The organism is Mesorhizobium sp. WSM4806 (genome assembly GCF_055811635.1).
On the sequence record NZ_JBVVQZ010000039.1, the window covers coordinates 1 to 18,353 of the forward strand.

Genomic DNA, 18,353 nt, shown 5'->3' on the forward strand with positions numbered 1-18,353 from the left:
TACCAGATGCCCCTTGGATGAAACGTCTGCGGTCTATTGGCATTTGTTTGTTCCTCCTCAATGCTCCGTCACTGGACGGGATTTCTTTCATGAGCGGGCGACCTCGCGCCTCGACGAGAGCGTCGAGTCCCGCGCCACCGCATACTGGACAACAGAGATGTATCCCACCAGCGCCAGGCATTCGCGGGTGAAGTCGTCGACGACCCACCAGAACCAGAACCGGCCACCGTCTGCACAGAGCCATAGGCGCACACGTCCCCAGCGTCAGTTTGCGGCCGCCGCGCTTCCTCACCGTCAGCCGTTTCCTCCCGGTAAAGCAGGAACAGCTTTTGTGGTTCAGCTCAATGCCTTCCCGCCGCAACAGGGCGTCGATAGCCGAACCGCCGACGCTGTTGCGCCAGTTTCTTAAGCCGTACGCGGAGGGCCTGCGCGACGTCTCGCCACCGTCTGTGGGCGCACGCCACCCGCCCACATAGTCGACTTCGCACCCGACGTTCAGGAGTCCATCTAAATCTCAAAAATCCGTCGGGGCGCAGTGGTCAGGACCTCCACGCCGGTGTCTGTCACGCGGAATGTCTCGCTAATGACATATCCGAAATCCTCCTCGATCCAGTTGCCCAGCATTAGGTGGAATGTCATGTTGGGCTTCAGTTCTGTCATATCGCCATCCTTGAGGCTCGCCGTCGGCTCGATCCATCCGATCCCGTGAGCGTAGCCGCAACGCGTCTCCTTTTTGAGGCCCTGCTTCTCAATCGTGCGATAGAACGCGTTGGCGACGTCACTGCAGGTCGCCCCCGGTTGAACCGCCTCTAAAGCAGCTTCGAGGCCAGCGACTTGGATCTCATGGACACGACACAGGCGATCCGACGGTGCACCTATCGAGTACGTGCGCATGAGCCCGGCACAATAGCCATGGCGCACCCCCCCAATTTCGAGATTGATCTGTGAACCAGCGCGAAATACATCCTCACTCCAGCTAATGTGGCAAGTTCCCGTTCGCGGTGAGGAACACAAACTGATTCCCGCGATCCTCGTTCCGGACTTGCCATTCGCGCCGCGTATCAAGATTCCCGCGATTTCCGCGACCGCGTCGGCTTCACGCACGCCAGGGCGTATCACCTGAGCAGCGCGCAGGATCGCCGCGTCTGAGATTGCGGCCGCTTCTCGCATGACCTGAATCTCGAGGTCAGACTTGATCAGACGGATCCAGGTGACCGCCTTAGTGCAATCCACGATTCTGGCCTCGGGCAGTCGCGTGCTCAACTTTTCCGCCGCTTGCGCCGGGAGGCTGTACAACTCGATCCCTATGCTGCGGTTCGCGAGGCCAATTTCTTTCAGGAAATCGATTATCGAGTCGTACCCGTCCTTCTCAGGATTCCCGATGAGCGCTTCAGGGTAGGCGACGATCTTGTCGCGCTCCATGAAGCAATGATGGACGGCTGCCGGTGCATCGCAGCGACGCAAAATGAAAGTCGGTTCCTCCTCCTTCATCGAAACAACCACTGCCTGGGGGACGTAGCCCGAAAGTGCATTGTACCCCGTGAGATAGGTAATGTTATGTTGGTCGGACACGACGAGCGCATCGATATCGCGCCGCGCCATTTCCGACTTCGCCGCGGCAAGCCGGCGCAGGTATTCACTTCTCGGGAATGCCTGCGATCCTCTGCTAATCGTCATAAATTCAACTCCATCTAGATGATTTTCGCACCGAAGTCGCGTCGTGACCTCGCGCTCCTCCGTGACGTCTCCTCAAACGACCAAGCGCCGTCTCGACCGGTGGAGGTAGCGGCGCCACTCGGTTGCCTCGTTTTTGGCCGCGTGGCATTTCAATTAGGTCAAGCATCAATCGCTCGGGGCACTCCGTCAAATTAAGTTTGTGTATGATCGTCATCTAGAAGCGAGATGGTTGCTATGCCGGCGGAGTGTACACGGCCTTGACAAGCGCGTTGGGACGCCCCTCTGCTCAGGACCCGGCGAACTACCTCGCCGCCGTCAAGCTCGTCGCAACCTGCATCTGGTGCCAAGCTCGTGAGCTTACAGCCCAGGATTGCATTTGCCGATATAATGTCCCGGATGATCCCATCTCTTTTTCAGAGCGGTGGGTTCGTTCCAGTCCCGAAAGTACGGCTTGCCCGCCGCAGCCGCAACACGCACCTGCGACAGGAGCCGATCCACGTCGCTGCGCTGATCGTCAGCAGCTTGTCGTGAAGCTCGCCACCCAGATCAGGCTGGCCATGCCGCTCAAGCGCCGGCCAGCAAGACGGGGAACAGCGGCTTCAGCCGCTTCGAGCAGAGACGGTCGGACGCCTCCCACAACACGATCAGACCCCACTTAAACACCGCCTGTAAGAATATGTCATTAAGTCAGCAGGTTAGGCGCGCGCCGGCGCGTGTTACCACTACATTTCGGGGGTGATCTCAGGCGAGTTGTTCGTCGAGTTGTGTGGCAGAGCGATGCCAGATGCCTTGAAGACGTTGCCCACTTGGCCGGGTGACGTGAGTTCTGGTTGTGACGATGCGACCATCCTTTTCGATGGTGGCTTCCTGGAGGCGGTTGAGATCGCGTAGGAGCCGCTGCCATTCGGGCGTCAGGCCTTTGCGGCAGAGGCGGCGTAGTTCCTTGCTGAGCACGAGCGCCAGGAACGAGCAGAACACATGCCCGCGGATGGCGGCATCGGATTGGTGGAAGATCGGCCGGGTATTGAAGGTTGCCTTGGCGGCGCGAAACAGGCTCTCGACCTCGAGCAAATCGCGATACCGCAGCAAGGCCTGGAGCCGGGGTCACCTTCGCATTGGTCCGCACCACGGTGATACCGTCGTAGCGGGCTTCCCCGGCAAGCTTGCCGACATCGATCTTGAAGTTCTTGCCGCTGGCCTTGAGGTAACGCCGGTAGGCCGAGTTGCCGACCAGTGCCTTGTCGCCCTTCTTGAGCTGTGCCTCGAGGCCGGCGATGATCGCCTGGCGGTCGGCCTTGTCCCTTCTCGGCCTCGGCGTCATTGCGGCTGACGATGTAGCGATCTTTACCGACCTTGACCTCTTTGACCCACAACTGATTTTCACCGCGCTGGCGCTCGAGAACGAGCAGAACCATCGGTGCCGTGTCATTGAGCACGACGTTGTGGATCACGCTGCTCGAGCGTTCGCGGGCCCCAAGAATGTATTCCATGCCCAGCTTTTCGAGCGCGGCGATGGTATCGGCGCTGCAACGTGCCAATGAACACCGCCCGTTCCATCGCAAAGCCGAACTGGCGCCCTTCCAGCACCTCGCCGATCCCGAGCCGCTGCCACAGCCGCCCGAACAACAGCGGACCGCCGGCGAGAGGCAATCCGCCCCGCGTCAATGTCGGACAGGATGAGGCTGCGTTCGCCATGGCGCGCAACTAGGCCGCCAATCTGTCAAGTTCGCTGCTGGCAACCAGCGCATCCTTGCGGCCCAGCGCCTTTATCGTGCGCTGGCGAACGGTTTTGCCGTCGCGGACACTTTCCACGAGGTAGAGATAGCGGTGGCCGCGCGCAACTCTCTCAACGACAAACATGCCAGCGTTGTTAACGACCAAATGCCGTAAAATCCATGTAAAACAGGTGTAACAGCACAAATGTTGTTACCATAGATTTTCGCGCCGGGAATTCAAGGCAAGTAAATTCAATAGCTTACGGACAGTGTTCGCCATCCGTTCACCTCAAACTGTTCAAGTTGGGTCGTAGTCTCTCGAACCTGAGCGTCATAACGGGCGGCATACCGGCCCATCGGAAGGCGGCTTCGTCTCGCGACGACCGAACACACGGATCGCGTGCTTGCAGTGATAGCCGGTGACCGCGATAAACTCATCCAAGATCCGCTGCTTGTCGATCCGGCAGCTCGATTGATAACGCTTGACAATCGCTTCAACCAAATCCGCCCGTGTTGCCATGCTGATCCGACTTGCCATCCATCGTCCCCAAGCCAGGATGGCAAATGACGATGCATCCCGTTCGGGACCGCGAATCTATCGGTAACACTCAGCGTGAGGCAATGCGGGGTCAGCTTTTCAATTCGCCTGACAAAACTAGCGTCCTTGAGCATAATAACCCTCCGAAGCTCGTCGAGACACCGCCAGTGACGAAAAGGCTGCAACAGATCCTTCAATTATATTTACAGAATCTTTGCGACCGCCTTTGGCTGACAGTGGTATCTCCACCGCAGAGTCTAAGCTCAGGCACGGATAAAAAGCTGATGCCTTTTTACGCTCGGACCGGCACACAACACGCAACGGAGGTTCATGCCGATGGCAAAAGGAGCGCTCATCCTGATTGAAGGTCATAGGAGTATTGGTCTCCGGTACGTCCAAGCAGCCCAGCGTCTTGCTCTTTATCCAATTACATGGCGTGATCGCGGGGCATCCAGCATTCAGCTAAACTGCTGACGTTTGATCTCGCCATGTGGAGAAATGGCATGACAAAGCACTTTGTTGGTCTGGATGTGTCGGCCGGCGTTCAAAGCTGGAGGCGCATCGAGATTATCTGGTCCGTCGGATCGCCGAGGTTGCCGACATCACCATGCCGGAACTGGCGGCTGAGCTCGCGGCGCGGGGAACCCGCATTGATCCATCCAACCTGTCGCGCTGGTTCCTCCGAAACGGCTATCGCGTCAAAAAAACACTGCTGGCCAGCGAACAAGATCGGCCTGATGTCCAGGAAGGCACGCGAGGAATGGTCGCCAAGGGCCAGCGCATCGCCAGCCACGCCCGTGCGCCCAACCGGCGCGGCCACACCACGATCGCCGATCACATGCCGAGCGCGCATTGCCGCTACGGCAAGTGGACGCCGGGAGGATTGATCGCGGCCGGCGAGAAGATTGGTCCTTCCACCGCCGCCTTCTTCCAGGCCGTCATCGATGACCGGCCGCATCCCGAGCAGGGCTTTCGCACCTGTCTCGGCATCCTGGCGCTGACCAAGAACTACGGCAACACTCGCGTCGATGCAGCCTGCCAACGCGGCATCCTCATCAAGGCACGCTCCGTCGCCTCGATCCGTTCGATCCTCAAGAACGGCCTTGATCGCGCTTTCCTCGACGAGATGCCCGACCACCAATCCCTGCGCCACGGCAACATCCGCGGTCAGGGCTATTTCCACTGAACCATGGAGTTCCAATGCTCCCATCCTACCTATGAACAGCTGATCACACTCGGCTTGACCGGAATGGCCAAGGCCTTCGAGGAGCAGCGACGATCACCGGATCTCGATGCCCTGTCGTTCGAGGAGCGCATCGGGATTCTTGTCGATCGCGAAGCCGCCGAGCGCGACACCAAACGGCTCACGACGCGTCTCAAATTCGCCCCGCTGCGCCAGAGCGCTATCATCGCGTCCCGCGTCTCTTCGAGGCGCTCGCGCTGGCGCGGGGCGACGGACGCTATGGCCGCCTGCTCAAGACGCTCGGGCGCGTTCACTCCTTATTCTCGACGACTGGGGCCTGTCGGTTCTCAATGCGGCCGAGCGCCGCGACCTGCTGGAGATCCTCGACGACGCCATGGCCGTGCTCCACCATCGTCACCAGCCAAATCCCGTGCAACACTGGCACGACGTCATCGGCGATCCCACCCTCGGCGACGCGATTCTGGATCGCCTCATTCACAACGCTCACCGCCTTCACTCACCGGAGAAAGCATGCGAAAACACAACGCTCGCGCCCATGCTCTTGACGCAGCCGCAAACACCTGAATCAATGAACAGGTCGGTCGAAGCAGCCGCTCATGATCGCGTGAAATCTCTGCTCACGATCAAATGAAATGAGCGCTCACCATCGCGTGAAATGGCTGCTCACAATCAGCGAAATGCGCACCGTCTCGCGACACCGCGGACCATCTCCTCTCGACAGCAACGTCAGGTGGGCATTCTTATGGATGTTGGATGTGCATTTGGTTCTCCGAGAATCGCTGAACCCTTGACAGCTCAGCTTTGCCGGTCGGGACCGAATGGATAACCTATTAAAAGCTCACAGGTAGGACCGCAGTTTCTGCGAGTGCTGCGCATCTCATGGATTCGAACCATTTCGCATTCAGATGCTTTACCGCGCCTCGTCGCAGAAGACCCCGACACCCAACTCTCCGACCAGCGACCACACAGTCATCTGGCTTCCAGATGGTCGGCGGCGACAATCAATATTTGACGAATACGTGATGCGCATGAAAAATCCGCCAGATCAACGATCGGCCGCCGCCCCTATCCTTCGCTAGTATGACCACTCGGCGCCGCCACCGAGTGCTTGGCGCCAGACTAAACTAGACGATACCGAAGTGGGAGTTTCTGATGTCGCGGAAAGTCATTGTCACGTGTGCCGTCACCGGAGGGAGTTCCGCGGTTCTTGCGAAGCATCCAAATATCCCCAAGACGCCATTGCAAATCGCGGAGGCTGCACTGGAAGCTGCAAAGGCTGGGGCTGCGATTGTGCACATTCACGTCCGTGAGCCTGACACGGGGGCCCCATCAAACCGAATTGAGCTCTATGAACAGGTTGTTAAGAAGCTTAGGGACGCGGCGACGGACGTCATCATCAACTTAACCTGTGGAATGGATGGCGAACTTGAAATTGATTCTTTGGATCCTTTAAAAATAGGGAAGACCAGCACACTTAAGAGCGCAGCTGGACGCTGCTCCCATGCCGTAAAACTTCAGCCAGAGCTTAGCACCCTGGATTGCGGAACGATGGCTTTTGGGGACGCGATTTTTGTTGCGCGTATGTCCGATCTGCGAGAGATGGCGACACTTATGCGCGAGGCTGGTGTCAAGCCCGAGCTTGAATGCTTCGATCTCGGCCATATTGAAATCGCTAAGAAACTCATCTCCGAAAACATAATTGACGATCCGCCCATTTTCCAATTTTGCCTCAGCACAGGTTATGGTGCTCCCGCTGTCCCGAGCGCCGTGCAGGCGATGCGTGAGATTCTGCCTTCCGGGGCAGTCTGGGGTGGGTTTGGCTGTGGTGCAGATGAGATGCCTATGGTTGGGCAGTTGGTGGCCATGGGCGGACACGTCCGGGTAGGTTTGGAAGATAACATTTATCTCCGACGTGGGGTGCTGGCATCCAATGCCGAGCTCGTTGACAATGCGGTTGGGCTCATCGAGCGCATGGGCGCCAGCGTCGCCACACCTGCCGAGGCACGGGCAATCCTCGGCGTCAAAAAGTGCGGATGACCGCACTCAGGTATCCCATGCAGCGAACGATGATAGCGGACTAACACCCCTTGGAGGCCGGAATGACGTCGCAAATCGGAAGCTGCCTTGGAATTCTGGGCTTGGAACCTGGCTTGCCACCCGGCGTGACGCCGCCGGCGCCGCCGTCCGGCTCGCTGTTCAGTTAAGCTACTTTCGACTTCCCCGTGATATCGGAAACCGTCGAGGGAGCCTGGGCGGATGTTGTGATGCAGGGCGATCCCGAACTCGAGCCTGCTTTTGTGACAGCAGCTCGGAGGCTGGTAGAGCGAGGCGCGGTCGTAATCAGTTCGGACTGCGGCTCTGCTGTTCGGCATCAAGCAGCGGTGGCTGCAGCGGTAAATGTCCCGGTAGTAATGTCCAGTCTGCTCTTAGTGCCGGCGCTGCTCCGCCAACTGCCGCCAAAAGCCAAACTCGCTGTTGTCATAGCTGATTCACGAGTGTTTCGAGATGATTTGCTTGGCCTCAGTGATCAGACCGACCGGGATCGGATCGTCATCGCCGGCATCGAGGCGGTAAGATGTTGGAAAACGCGTCCATGCGTCCGCCGCAGCCGACCGATATCGCCGCTGCGTTACTGTTCACGTGCACTGGATTCCCGCCGATAACGCCGGCAATCCGACGTATGACAGGGCTCTCTATCTACGACATCACAACCATATGCCGGATGACGCTTGAGGCCGTTGGCGCCTAATGTTGTCATCGCTTCAAGTTCATCAGGTTTCTCGCAGCCCACTCGAGAAGTCACTCTCCAGATCCATGGATATGAGGTAATCTATGCGCATCGCATGCATTGGCACAGGCGCCATAGGCGCGAGCTGGGTGGCATTGTTCATTACTGGCACGCATGAGGTGACCGCATGGGACCCGGCACCGGGTTGGCAGGATCGTTTATTGGCCGCCCTCGACCGCTATGAGCCGCAATTGCAAGAGCTTCATCTGCCAACTGTACGTACGCGCCTTCGACTCTGCGCCACTTTGGGTGAGGCGGTGGCCGAGGCAGAGCTCGTTCAGGAAAACGCCCCGGAACAGATAGATCTCAAACGAGCGCTGGTCCGGGAAATTGCCAGTCTAGCGCCGCTCGATTCGATTATCGCCTCCTCCACATCAGGACTTTTGCCAGCCGACATCGCTAGAGACATTCCCAATCCGGGTCGCCTCCTCGTAGCACATCCTTTTTCCCCTCCGCACCTGGTCCCGGCAATGGAGATCGTCGGCATACCTGATATGCCGACTGAAAGACTTGAAGCTGCGGTCGAATTCTACCGCAGCACGGCAAACAACCGGTTGTAATGTCGCATGCCATTCCGGGTTTATCGGCAACCGCCTGCAAGCCGAGATGTGGCGGGAGGGGTGCCACATGATCGCGGCCGGCGAGGCTACGATGGAAGAGATCGACAACATCACCAAGGGCGGACCTGGTCTCCGCTATGGCATTTCAGGCCCATGTGAGGCCCAATTGGGTTGGGTAGATCAGCGGGAGGCCCCAGGCGAGATAGATGAAGAAAGGTGGTCGATACCGATGCAGACTGACTGGAGCCGCCTGCCCGGTCCGCCGCTGACCGATGCGCTGCGCGACATCCTTCGTCCGCAACTTTTGGCAGCGCGCGCAAAGAAGCTCACCGACGACGCATGGGAGAAGCGGTTAATTGCAGTGCGACGTGCAGTCGGAAATATCTGAGGTTCAGCTGGTATTGCCAATTTTGTAGGAAGCTGAATGCATGTGAGCAGTTGGTCGAGGGTCAGGCAACCATTTCAGTGGAGTAGTCAGCCCAGAGGTTGAACGCGTCAGCCCTGGCGTGGCGATAGGATGCAGCGGACAGTCTGTGGCGACGGGTGGAAGATCAAATGATCTGGTCGTGGGCGGCAGCCAGCTTTTGCGCCCGATGCTCTGCGTCCGGGGTGTGGATCGGCTTAATGTACCTGTGCAGTTTGTCCGTGACAGTCAACCTTGGCGTGCCGAACCGGCAAGCAATCCGCGCAGAAAACGCCTTGCGGCCTTCGCGTTCCGGCGTGGCTGCACCAGAATGTCGAGCACATCGCGTGCGCGTCGATGGCACGCCAGGCCAGTGTTTCATGCCCTGGATCGTGTCACGACCTCATCGAGGCCACTTATCTCGCACTGCAGGCCGATCGCACCGTATGTGATCGGCAGAATGCCGGCGAGCCGGTTCTCGGCGTCGCAGGCGGCATAGCGGCGCCGGGCGAGCGACGCCTCATAGCGCGCCTGCTGCAGGTCCATCTCGATCATCTGCCGCCGCTTGGCTTCGCTCTCCAGCTGCATCCGTTCAGCCTCCAACGCCGCTTCGATCGCCATCGGCGCAACCGCCTCCAGCGCTTCGCGGGTCACCGCCGCGTCGGTGCGAAAGCCGTTGAAGGACATGCATCGCGCCTGTCGCGCTCGCAGCGATATACCGGATAACCTTGGCCGCGTCCGGCATACATGACAACCAGCCTTCGCCCGCATCGACCACGGAGATGAGACCCGGGAGCAACGCGCGACCGCCGCGGCCCGACTTGACGCCGCCGGCTTTGTCATAGGCGTTGGCGGCGAGCTCCTGGTTCCGTTCGTACTCGCTCTTCGTGTGGTCCTTGAGCACCACCGCCCACTGGCTAGCCGGCTTGTAATGGCCATAGCTCTTGCGAACGCGGCCATCGACGATCTCAGTGCGCTTCTCGCTTTTACCATAGACATAGGCGCCGGCGTAGAATGGGTTCTTCAGGATCGAGATCACGTTGCGGTAACGGATCGGAACCCAGTCGAAGGACACCATCTTCTTGCCGTCGGAGGGTCTGGGGAAATGCATGCCATCGTCGATCATCGAGATCAGGACCTGGCGCGCGCTGCCGAGTTCGCGGAAGCGCGCGAATATCAGGTGAATGGTCTCCTGCAGGCGCATGTCGGGATCGAACCCGAGACCGTAATCGCGGTGCCAGACATAGCCGAAGGGCACGGAGATGCGCAGTTCTCCGCGCTGTGCCTTGGCGCGGGCGGCCTCGTACATGCGGGCACGCAGCACGCCGAGCTCGAATTCGCTGATGCTGCCCTTCATACCCAGCAGCAGGCGGTCGTTCGGCAATCCCGGATCGTAGACTCCGTCCAGATCGATCACGCGTGCATCGACTTCGCCGCACAACTCGAGCAGCCGATGCCAGTCCGGCCCGTTGCGCGACAGGCGGGACGCCTCCAGGCAAAGCACGGCGCCCACATGGCCGGTGCACAGATCGTCGACCAGGCGCTCGAAACCGGGACGCTCCACAGCCCCGCTTGCGGTTCGTCCCAGATCCTCGTCGATCACCTCTACTTTGCGGAATCCCCAACGCCGCGCGACGTCGACAAGCTCATACTGCCGACGCTGGCTCTCAAGGTTGAGCTGGACCTGCGCCTGAGTGGATTGACGCACATAGACGACGGCCTTGCGCTTGAGGACGGCAGTCGGAATCAGATTACCGCTCGTCATCGCAGCTCTCCTCCTCCGTTGCCACGCCGGCGGCGGCCCTCAGTACGTTGGCGAGCCGGGCGATCACTATGGTCCGTTGCGTTGAACTCAGCCCGTTCAGCTTCTGCGAGTCGAGCGGCAAGCTGAGTTGGCGAACGACCACGAGAGATCGTGTCGGGGGTGGCAGGGTTCTCATGTTGCGACTCCGCGATGGTGAAACCATCCGGAGAGCCTCGCCGGAAACGGCGTTCGATCAAGAGCTTGTTAAGCTCAAGCAGCGCGGCAAGCGATACGCGCGGGGGGCCCAGGTCCATCGCCGCGCAAGCCACGGGATCGATGATCCAGGCCGGAGCGGTAATGACATGACCGGGCGCGACGACGAGGTGAATGATCCGGCCTTATGCTTCGGGCGAGACCATGTGGCGGAGCCGCCCTGACGCCCGGCAGGGCCGGCCAAAACCCGGCTTGCCCCCGCCACATAATATTTAGATGCTGTTCAGCAATTGCAGAACGGCGTCGTTCGGTCGGAAACGCACACCGTGGTCGCCGACGACGCCCGCCTTGTCGAGTCCATTGCGCATCATCTCGACATCTGCGGCGGCATAGCGGTGGGTGGTGGCGACCTGTGCGTGCTCGAGCCAGGCTTGAATTGTCAAAAGGTCCACTCCGGACTGGAGAAGCTTCATGGCGAGGGAGTCCCGGAAAATGTGCGGTGATATGGGCTTGTCGGCCAACGCCGGCCTGGTAGGCACGGCCTCGGCGGCCGCACGCCGCACGATATGGGTCGCTCCGAAACTAGTCAGGCGCTGGTTGCGGGCGCCGACGAATATCGGTCGCGGCTCGTGATGAGCGATCCCGCGCTCGCTCACAAGGATGTCAGCGCTCGGTCCTTAGCAATGGGGACGACGCGGTATCTGCGCCCTTTGCCGCGCAGCAGCACTTGTGGGTGCGGCCGCTCCAACTGAAGGTCGTTTGCGTTGACGCCGGTGGCTTCGGAGACCCGGGCGCCGGTCCGTGCCAAGAAGAGCAGAAAGGCTCGGTCGCGCCGACCACGGGGCGTCTTTGGATCGGGCGCCGCGATGAGGGTGTCCACTTCGGCTTTGGTGAGGTGGTACGTCACCTCGATGTGCATCCGTTTAATGGGAATCGTCAGCACGCGTTGGGCGACACCGAAGGACGCCGGGTCGGCGGCAGCGACGTGGTGGAAGAAAGATCGGATGCGGCCAAGCGGGCGTCGCGCGTGGCGACACAAGTGTTCGGCTTCTCCTCGAGCTCGTCGAGAAAAGCGAGAACGAGGTCTCGGTCAAGCTCTTCGAGCGTCAACGCCGCCGGCTTCTTCCGCACCGGGCGGCGGCAAAGAGGATCAGCATGCGCAAGGCGTCGCGATAGCTGGCCACGGTCGCGGGAGTCGCGTTGCGCTGCTTGGTCAAGCGCCGGCGAAAGTATGACTCCAGGAGCGGCGCCAGGAGCAAATGTTCGCTCATGCTGCACCTCCATCGAGGAAGGCGCGCTCCGCCGCAATGGCGAGAAGATCCGCCGAGCCAGTGAGATAGTAGGCTGTATCGCTGTAGCTGGCGTGACCGAGATATGTGGCAAGCAACGGGAGCAGCGCCTGAACGTCTGCGCGCTGTTGGTGCCAGAGGCTGAGGCGGGTCACGGCGAAACGGTGCCTGAGATCGTGTGGCCTTAACGGCTTGCCGCCATCGAGATGGGCGAGCTTGCGGGCAGCAAAACCACTTTGCAGGCCGGTCGCCGAGAGGCGGTTGCCCTGGGGAGCTGAGGAAGAAGGCCTGGTCCTTGAGCGTGGGAAAAGCAGCATCGCGCTCATGCACATATTGACGAAGGGCTGTTTGGGTCGTCGTGTGAACTGGAACGAGACGGTCCTTGCGGAACTTCGTCTTCCGAACGAGGAGCACCCGGTTGGCCAGATCGACGTCGGAACGATCAAGCCTGACCACTTCGCCCGATCGCAGCCCCGAGCTCGCCAACAATCCGATCAGCGTCGCCATCGTCCGCCCTCTGAGAGGGGTGCTTGGCGAAATGCGGGCGCACGCGTCAATGAGCGACGCCAACTCAGCGTCGCTGAGAATACGCGGAGGCGGAATCGCTCTAGATCTGGGGAAAGCTCTGCGCTCCAAGGCCTAGGTTCGGACGTCATAGACGGCGAGATACTCGTAAAACTGGCGGAGCACGCCGTGACGAGTGGCGCGGCCGTTGACGGCGCCGCCGAACGACAGGACGAAGTCCAGCGCCATCGTCCGGGTGGCGGGGGCATCGAGATGAGCGCGCTCAACGTAGCGGACGAAAGCCCGCAGCGTGCCAGCTTGCTTGCTGAAGGCGTAGCCGAGGGAGTGGCGCAGTTCGATTTAACGCTCGGCCTTCTCGCCGAGGAATCGGGCGAAGGCGGTCATGCGACGCCTCCCGGAAAGGGGAGTGCGACCTCGGCGGCTGCGAGGTCGCGACCTTTATGTACAGCGCCGTGGTGTTGATGCTCCGGTGCTCGAGAAGATCGGCAACCTCGTTGATTGGCCTTCGCAGTCTGACGAGTTGGGTGGCAAGGCTGTGGCGCAGGAGCACTCCGACACGCCCGAGTTCGACCCCACCATGCCGCAATGGCTTCCGCACGATCCTCGAAACGGACGACGCGCAATTGAACGGTCCCACGGGCGGCGTGAAGGACAGGAACAGATACGAACTATCCACCTTCGGTCGAGCGCGCAGGATGTAGTTGGCGAGCGCGGCGCCGGTCCCCTCGAGGAGCGGCGCCACGTGATCACGCTTGCCCTTGGTGCGCCGGACAAACCTTGCCAACTCGCCAGTTGATATCCTGCAGCTGAATGGTGCGTAGCTCGCCGTTGCGAATACCCGTGGTGGCGAGCAGCAGCAGGACGGCTCGATCGCGGATGTCGACCGGCATCGTTGTGCCGGTCGCATCGATTGCGCGCCGAACGTCATCCCATGCAAGGCGCGGCGGCAAATGTGCCAAACGCCAATGGGGCGTCCTTGGGGCGACGCGGGCGAGATCCTGAGCATGGTGACCAGCCCAATACAAGAACCGAGGAAATGTTCGGATGTGAGAAGTCGCTGCCGCGCGGGTGCCAGTGGTCGACGACAGCGACAGCCGATGCTCGACAGCGGCAAGGATTTGCTCAGCCGTCATCGCCTTGAGGTCTTCGCCAGGATGATAATGCGGAACCAATCCAGAAAGCGGCGCCGCCCAGTAGAACGCCTTCGCGGGTCTTCGGTTCCAGGCCCCGCACCCTGCGCAGATAGTCCGAAAGGAGGCCAGAAGCGGTGCAACCGGATCATCCTCCTCTACACTTGGAACGGAAACAATGAACCGCTCCGGAGCCACTCGCCGTGCGTGTCCCAGAGCCGACACTGCCCCAATGCGCGGAGTATCCGTCGTAAACGTGCACAAATAGCTTTCGACGACATCATGATGGATCGGCATCGGACCACAGCGCGTCGCGGTAAACTGGCTAAAACGCGCAATCCGGCTCAGGTAAATCTTGGCGGACGCTCGCTTATAACCAAGCGTGAAAAAATGCACCGCGAGACGATCCATCTCGCCACCGAGCGCACGCTACGCAGGCGTTTGAGTACCCCACGATACGAAAAATAGAAACTCGAGCATTCTGCCGTCCGGCATTGTGGCGCAGGAGAATCCCGCGCCCCATGAGAGAGGCATGAAATATTATGTGGCGGAGCAAGCTGGGTTTGGCCGGCCCTGCCGGGCGTCAGGGCGGCTCCGCCACATAATCTCGCCCGACGCAAAAGAACGGGTCCGAGCCAGCATCGCGCACCAGTGCCAGAAGGCCGTCGGGACCTTTTCTATTATGCGGAGCCCTGCATAATAGAAAAAAGTCGGCATGGACGCCCGCATCAAATCAACGGTCAGTTTCGCGGACCTTGTGAATGAAGGCGTCCGTCAGGCATATCTCGACCCTGACAATCCCCTTCGGGCATCGATCGTTGCCGATCCGCTCGCCGGACGGGTCAACACTCGTGACAACACGCCGGCAGTCGTCCACGTCGACCTTGTGCGAGGCAACCGGATTGAGATCACCATTGCCGCAAAAGGCGGCGGATCAGAGAACAAGGCACGCTTTACCAGCTTGACACCCAGCGGGTCCGTTTCCGACTGGGTGGTCGATACCGTTTCGACCCTCGGCAGCGGATGGTGTCCGCCCGGCCTGATCTCTGTTGGCATCGGTGGCAGCGCTGAAAAGGCGATGCTGCTGGCCAAGGAGGCCATGAACCAGCCCATCGATATGGCGGAACTGATCGCCAGGGGCCTTCAGGCGCGGAGGAGGCACTGCGGATCGAGCTTTATGAACGGATTAACGCGCTGGCCATCGGCGCGCAGGGCCTTGGTGGCCTGACCACAGTCGTCGACGTCAAGGTTGCGACCTATCCTACCCATGCCGCGTCCAACCCGTTGCACTCATCCCGCAATGCGCCGCCAACCGGCACCTGAAGTTTACCTTGGACGGCTCCGGACCAATCAGGCTGGAGCCGCCCGACTTGCGCGAATGGCCCGATATTGGAACCGACGAATTGAGTTCTGCCAGCGTCCGAAGGATTAATCTCGATACGCTGACCAAGGAAGAGACGGCATCGTGGCGCTGCGGTGAAACGCTCCTGCTGTCCGGAAAGTTGCTGACGGGCCGTGACGCCGCCCACAAGCGAATGGTCGAGTTGATCGACGCCGGCAAGCCGCTTCCGTTCGATCTGCAGGGACGCGTGATCTACTACGTTGGACCCGTCCGCGCCGTGAGAGATGAGGTCGTCGGACCGGCTGGCCCAACGACCTCCAGCCGCTTGGACGATTTTACGGACAAGGTGCTCGCCGAAACCGGGCTTTTCGCGATGGTGGGCAAAGCGGAGAGGGGACGGGCGGCCACCGAGTCGATTGTAAGTTACAAAACGCCGTATCTCATCGCAGTAGGGGGGGGCTGCCTACCTGATATCGAAATCGATCAAGTCAGCGCGGCTCATTGCCTTTCAAGACCTAGGCATGGAAGCAGTCTATGAATTCGAGGTGCAGGATATGCCTGTCATCATGGCTGTCGATGTTGAGGGAAACTCTATTCACAATTCGGGGCCTCTTGAGGGGCGTAAGCCAATGGCGGCCGACAGCGCGCAACATCGGCGTTTGAGTTTTCCCGGCTGAGGATCCGGCCAGACTCCAGCGCCGGATCCTGGGCCGCAGCCGTGACACGAGGGCATTTTGCGGTGCCCAGCTCCTCGGCGAGCCAGGTAAGACAGGCCTCAAAGCCGAATGCGCCGATGTAAACACTGCATCTGACTTGCCGTTCACGCGATCGATGCACGGATGCTGTCGAGGTGTCATTCAGGAAAAGCAGCGGAGATTCGGAAGATGCTTTATCTGTTACGAATGTGTTCCCGCCGAAGGCGGCTATACTCTCCAGTTGCGTCATTCACCCGTCAGGTGAGGCGATAGCCAAACTGCTTCTAAAGCCATTCTCCATGGATCGCTTTCTCTCACTTAACTTTCGACAACTCCACTCTGCCGCGTTGCGGACCAGAAGCGGATGCCGTCCACTACATTCGATCACTTCAATTCATGATAGAATTGGTTGGCGTCATTGTCCTGTCGACAACGGCTTGAGAGCAAAAGGTCATGAAGTCGAAATATGATCCTGTGCGCCTGGACGCTTGGGACCTCCGGATTCTCTCAGAGATCGTCCTCGACAACTATGCTCCCCACAATCATGCCAAGGTGCGCCGCTGGCTCGACCGTCACGAGCGCTTCACCTTCCACTTCACCCCGACCTCGTGCTCCTGGCTCAACGCGGCGGAGGGCTTCTTCGCCAGACTCGCCAAACGCCGCTTCAAGCGCGGCGTCTTCCATTCGGTCGTTGATCTCCAGGCCGCCATCAACCGCTTCCTCGCCGAGCACAACGTCACCCCAAACCCTTCACCTGGACCGCCGATCCGGACAAAATCATCGCCGCCGTTAGACGCGGGCACCAAGCGTTAGATTCCTTCACTCTTATGACCGTGATCAAGAGTGATAGGCAGTTTTGTTCGCCCCATGTCTTTGCCACAGGTTTGTTGCTGTTAATGGGCAGCACGGGGACGGGATGGGCCTTGAGACGACGGTTGATCCAGCTCTTATCCGCGGGTTGGTTACCGCACTTCCGTAATTCGTCTTGGCTTTCCCTGTCTAGGTTCGGGCGTTGGGCCGATGCCCAGCCACATAGTCCCTATGATTGCTGGGCCTGAGGGTGGCCCGTCATCCGATATGCAACGGTACGAGGCTTAAGCCGGCTGGCCGGCGCAGAGCCTCATGCATAGGAGAAGGGCCATATGGAACATATCAGATTTGTCGGTTTGGATATTCACAAGGAGCGGATTTCGATCGCGGTGGCAGAGAGCGCACGCGGTGGGTTGGTGGAATATCTCGGCGAGATTGCGAACGACCCTGATGCCATCAAAAAGCTATGCGACCGTCTGGGGCGTTCCGGCAAGCCGCTGGCGTTTTGCTATGAGGCCGGCCCGTGCGGTTATGGCGTTTATCGCCAACTCACAAGCCTGGGCCATCGCTGCGACGTGGTGGCGCCATCGCTGATTCCGAGGAAGCCTGGCGCTCGGGTGAAGACAAACCGTCGCGACGCCACCATGCTCGCCCGCCTCAATCGGGCCGGAGAGTTGACCCCTGTCTGGGTGCCCGATACCGATCACGAAGCCATGCGCGACCTGATCCGCCTGCGCAGCGTCGACAGGTGGTGACGCGAGCGCGTCAACATCTTCAGGAATTTCTGCTGCGTCACGGGCATAAGCACGAGCGTGGGACGGCTGGCGAATGGCTTACCGGCGATGGCTTTCGACATTGGCCTTCGAACATCCCGCTCAGCAGATCGCATTTCAGGATTACGTCGATGCCGTCATAGATGCGGAACGGCGCCTGCAGCAGGTCGAGGAACAGATACTCAGCCTGCTTCCGGAATGGAACCAGCGCCCGGTGGTTGATGCCTTGCAGGCAATGCGCGGCATCGCGCTGATCAATGCCGTGGTGCTGGTCGCGGAGGTCGGCGACTTCACACGCTTCTCCAATCCACGCCAGCTCATGGCCTATTTCGGCCTGGTCCCTGGCGAGCAATCGAGTGGCGAGACCGTCTGGCGCGGCGGCATCACCAGACCGGCAACACCCATGCCCGGCGCGCGCTGGTCGAGGGCACCTGGGCTTACAGGATGTGGCCGCGCATCGGCCGGCACAAGGTCGACCGGATCGAGGCGCTGCCAAAAGTCGTTCGCGATATCGGGTGGAAGGCGCAAGTTCGGCTTTGCACCCGATATCGTCGGCTGAGCGCGCGCGGCAAGAACGCCAACGTCGTCAACGTCGCCACCGCACGCGAGATGGTAGGCTTCATCTGGTCGATCGCCTGCACGGTTCAATCCGCGCCAAAGGCGGCGTGACCGGTATTTGAAAGACAGCCAGCAGAGGAGACCGCAAACCCATTATCAGCCTCGGCGCGATATGCGGTGCTGGAGGCGGGACAATGCCGGGGAGCCCTCGTCTCCCCTATGAGCCGCGATGCTCGCCACCTAGACAGAGGCAGCCCCAAACGAAACAAGGTCATGCGGCCCTGACCCGCGGATGAGAGATTGTTGACCGACGTTCAAGTCCCGCCTCTTGCACCTCATATCCGCCGTACAAGTGCCTCGACCGCCGATCGGGTCGGCGGGCAAGTTTC

The 18,353-nt window shown here is 60.1% G+C and carries 15 protein-coding genes and 9 pseudogenes; 10 read left to right on the top strand and 14 right to left on the bottom strand.

Features of this window, described 5'->3' with window-relative positions; translation table 11 throughout:
- Positions 1–409 (top strand): hypothetical protein (locus AC0L2M_RS33690; RefSeq protein ID WP_473537134.1); only part of this gene is annotated, 409 nt, incomplete at its 5' end.
- 98 nt (positions 410–507) lie between these two features.
- On the opposite strand, the gene AC0L2M_RS33695 is transcribed toward AC0L2M_RS33690, so the two are convergent.
- From AC0L2M_RS33695 to AC0L2M_RS33705, 3 genes and pseudogenes are all read right to left on the bottom strand, one after another.
- Positions 508–1,677, bottom strand: a complete 1,170-nt coding sequence (locus AC0L2M_RS33695) for a M24 family metallopeptidase (RefSeq protein ID WP_473537135.1) — start codon at positions 1,675–1,677, stop codon at positions 508–510.
- A gap of 741 nt (positions 1,678–2,418) precedes the next feature.
- A pseudogene (locus AC0L2M_RS33700) lies at positions 2,419–3,537 on the bottom strand (IS1634 family transposase).
- 186 nt (positions 3,538–3,723) lie between these two features.
- Entirely contained in the window at positions 3,724–3,930 is a 207-nt protein-coding gene (locus AC0L2M_RS33705) for a hypothetical protein (protein ID WP_473537136.1), read from the bottom strand.
- A 766-nt stretch (positions 3,931–4,696) separates the two neighbouring features.
- Between AC0L2M_RS33705 and AC0L2M_RS33710 the strand changes: the two are divergent.
- From AC0L2M_RS33710 to AC0L2M_RS33735, 6 genes and pseudogenes are all read left to right on the top strand, one after another.
- Positions 4,697–5,116, top strand: a pseudogene (locus tag AC0L2M_RS33710) (IS21 family transposase); the annotation flags it as partial.
- Between the two features lie 3 nt (positions 5,117–5,119).
- Positions 5,120–5,284: pseudogene (locus tag AC0L2M_RS33715) on the top strand (ATP-binding protein); the annotation flags it as partial.
- Positions 5,223–5,765: an ATP-binding protein gene (locus tag AC0L2M_RS33720; protein ID WP_473537137.1), complete on the top strand. Its 543-nt coding sequence runs from the start codon at positions 5,223–5,225 to the stop codon at positions 5,763–5,765. The pseudogene AC0L2M_RS33715 and the gene AC0L2M_RS33720, both read left to right, overlap by 62 nt.
- Positions 5,766–6,286: 521 nt before the next feature.
- Positions 6,287–7,171 carry a beta-keto acid cleavage family enzyme gene (locus AC0L2M_RS33725; protein WP_473537139.1) on the top strand — a complete coding sequence of 295 codons (885 nt, stop codon included), beginning with the start codon at positions 6,287–6,289 and terminating at the stop codon, positions 7,169–7,171.
- A gap of 795 nt (positions 7,172–7,966) precedes the next feature.
- On the top strand, positions 7,967–8,482 hold the full coding sequence (locus AC0L2M_RS33730) for a 3-hydroxyacyl-CoA dehydrogenase NAD-binding domain-containing protein (protein ID WP_473537140.1): 516 nt from the start codon (positions 7,967–7,969) through the stop codon (positions 8,480–8,482).
- On the top strand, positions 8,433–8,870 hold the full coding sequence (locus tag AC0L2M_RS33735) for a 3-hydroxyacyl-CoA dehydrogenase family protein (RefSeq protein ID WP_473537142.1): 438 nt from the start codon (positions 8,433–8,435) through the stop codon (positions 8,868–8,870). The genes AC0L2M_RS33730 and AC0L2M_RS33735 overlap by 50 nt, the downstream gene beginning before the upstream one ends.
- A gap of 61 nt (positions 8,871–8,931) precedes the next feature.
- Here AC0L2M_RS33735 and AC0L2M_RS33740 read toward each other — a convergent pair.
- The 11 genes and pseudogenes from AC0L2M_RS33740 to AC0L2M_RS33790 all read right to left on the bottom strand — a co-directional run.
- Positions 8,932–9,333: pseudogene (locus AC0L2M_RS33740) on the bottom strand (DDE-type integrase/transposase/recombinase); the annotation flags it as partial.
- Between the two features lie 20 nt (positions 9,334–9,353).
- Positions 9,354–10,650: pseudogene (locus tag AC0L2M_RS33745) on the bottom strand (recombinase family protein); the annotation flags it as partial.
- The gene (locus AC0L2M_RS33750) at positions 10,637–10,825 is read right to left on the bottom strand and encodes a hypothetical protein (protein WP_031257056.1); all 189 of its coding nucleotides are present in this window, start codon (positions 10,823–10,825) and stop codon (positions 10,637–10,639) included. The pseudogene AC0L2M_RS33745 and the gene AC0L2M_RS33750, both read right to left, overlap by 14 nt.
- Before the next feature lie 289 nt (positions 10,826–11,114).
- On the bottom strand, positions 11,115–11,498 hold the full coding sequence (locus AC0L2M_RS33755; RefSeq protein ID WP_473537143.1) for a tyrosine-type recombinase/integrase: 384 nt from the start codon (positions 11,496–11,498) through the stop codon (positions 11,115–11,117).
- The gene (locus AC0L2M_RS33760; RefSeq protein WP_473537144.1) at positions 11,495–11,785 is read right to left on the bottom strand and encodes a tyrosine-type recombinase/integrase; all 291 of its coding nucleotides are present in this window, start codon (positions 11,783–11,785) and stop codon (positions 11,495–11,497) included. The genes AC0L2M_RS33755 and AC0L2M_RS33760 overlap by 4 nt, the downstream gene beginning before the upstream one ends.
- The gene (locus AC0L2M_RS33765; RefSeq protein WP_473537145.1) at positions 11,779–11,952 is read right to left on the bottom strand and encodes a hypothetical protein; all 174 of its coding nucleotides are present in this window, start codon (positions 11,950–11,952) and stop codon (positions 11,779–11,781) included. The genes AC0L2M_RS33760 and AC0L2M_RS33765 overlap by 7 nt, the downstream gene beginning before the upstream one ends.
- Positions 11,949–12,113 carry a hypothetical protein gene (locus tag AC0L2M_RS33770; protein ID WP_473537149.1) on the bottom strand — a complete coding sequence of 55 codons (165 nt, stop codon included), beginning with the start codon at positions 12,111–12,113 and terminating at the stop codon, positions 11,949–11,951. The genes AC0L2M_RS33765 and AC0L2M_RS33770 overlap by 4 nt, the downstream gene beginning before the upstream one ends.
- Positions 12,110–12,448 carry a site-specific integrase gene (locus tag AC0L2M_RS33775; protein WP_473537150.1) on the bottom strand — a complete coding sequence of 113 codons (339 nt, stop codon included), beginning with the start codon at positions 12,446–12,448 and terminating at the stop codon, positions 12,110–12,112. The genes AC0L2M_RS33770 and AC0L2M_RS33775 overlap by 4 nt, the downstream gene beginning before the upstream one ends.
- Position 12,449: 1 nt before the next feature.
- Positions 12,450–12,767 (bottom strand): annotated as a pseudogene (locus tag AC0L2M_RS33780) (tyrosine-type recombinase/integrase); the annotation flags it as partial.
- Positions 12,768–12,918: 151 nt separating this feature from the next.
- The gene (locus tag AC0L2M_RS33785) at positions 12,919–13,398 is read right to left on the bottom strand and encodes a tyrosine-type recombinase/integrase (protein ID WP_473537146.1); all 480 of its coding nucleotides are present in this window, start codon (positions 13,396–13,398) and stop codon (positions 12,919–12,921) included.
- 4 nt (positions 13,399–13,402) lie between these two features.
- Positions 13,403–14,197 carry a hypothetical protein gene (locus AC0L2M_RS33790; RefSeq protein WP_473537148.1) on the bottom strand — a complete coding sequence of 265 codons (795 nt, stop codon included), beginning with the start codon at positions 14,195–14,197 and terminating at the stop codon, positions 13,403–13,405.
- Between the two features lie 295 nt (positions 14,198–14,492).
- Between AC0L2M_RS33790 and AC0L2M_RS33795 the strand changes: the two are divergent.
- The 3 pseudogenes from AC0L2M_RS33795 to AC0L2M_RS33805 all read left to right on the top strand — a co-directional run.
- Positions 14,493–15,805, top strand: a pseudogene (locus tag AC0L2M_RS33795) (fumarate hydratase); the annotation flags it as partial.
- A gap of 531 nt (positions 15,806–16,336) precedes the next feature.
- Positions 16,337–16,641: pseudogene (locus tag AC0L2M_RS33800) on the top strand (transposase); the annotation flags it as partial.
- 324 nt (positions 16,642–16,965) lie between these two features.
- Positions 16,966–18,075: pseudogene (locus tag AC0L2M_RS33805) on the top strand (IS110 family RNA-guided transposase).
- The last annotated feature ends 278 nt before the right edge of the window (positions 18,076–18,353 follow it).

Bases quoted from the DNA above. Each gene is read 5' to 3' on its own strand.
- AC0L2M_RS33695 (WP_473537135.1), bottom strand. From the start codon at position 1,677: ATGACGATTAGCAGAGGATCGCAGGCATTCCCGAGAAGTGAATACCTG.
- AC0L2M_RS33705 (WP_473537136.1), bottom strand. From the start codon at position 3,930: ATGGCAAGTCGGATCAGCATGGCAACACGGGCGGATTTGGTTGAAGCG.
- AC0L2M_RS33720 (WP_473537137.1), top strand. From the start codon at position 5,223: ATGCCCTGTCGTTCGAGGAGCGCATCGGGATTCTTGTCGATCGCGAAG.
- AC0L2M_RS33725 (WP_473537139.1), top strand. From the start codon at position 6,287: ATGTCGCGGAAAGTCATTGTCACGTGTGCCGTCACCGGAGGGAGTTCC.
- AC0L2M_RS33730 (WP_473537140.1), top strand. From the start codon at position 7,967: ATGCGCATCGCATGCATTGGCACAGGCGCCATAGGCGCGAGCTGGGTG.
- AC0L2M_RS33750 (WP_031257056.1), bottom strand. From the start codon at position 10,825: ATGAGAACCCTGCCACCCCCGACACGATCTCTCGTGGTCGTTCGCCAA.
- AC0L2M_RS33770 (WP_473537149.1), bottom strand. From the start codon at position 12,113: ATGAGCGAACATTTGCTCCTGGCGCCGCTCCTGGAGTCATACTTTCGC.
- AC0L2M_RS33775 (WP_473537150.1), bottom strand. From the start codon at position 12,448: ATGCTGCTTTTCCCACGCTCAAGGACCAGGCCTTCTTCCTCAGCTCCC.
- AC0L2M_RS33790 (WP_473537148.1), bottom strand. From the start codon at position 14,197: ATGGATCGTCTCGCGGTGCATTTTTTCACGCTTGGTTATAAGCGAGCG.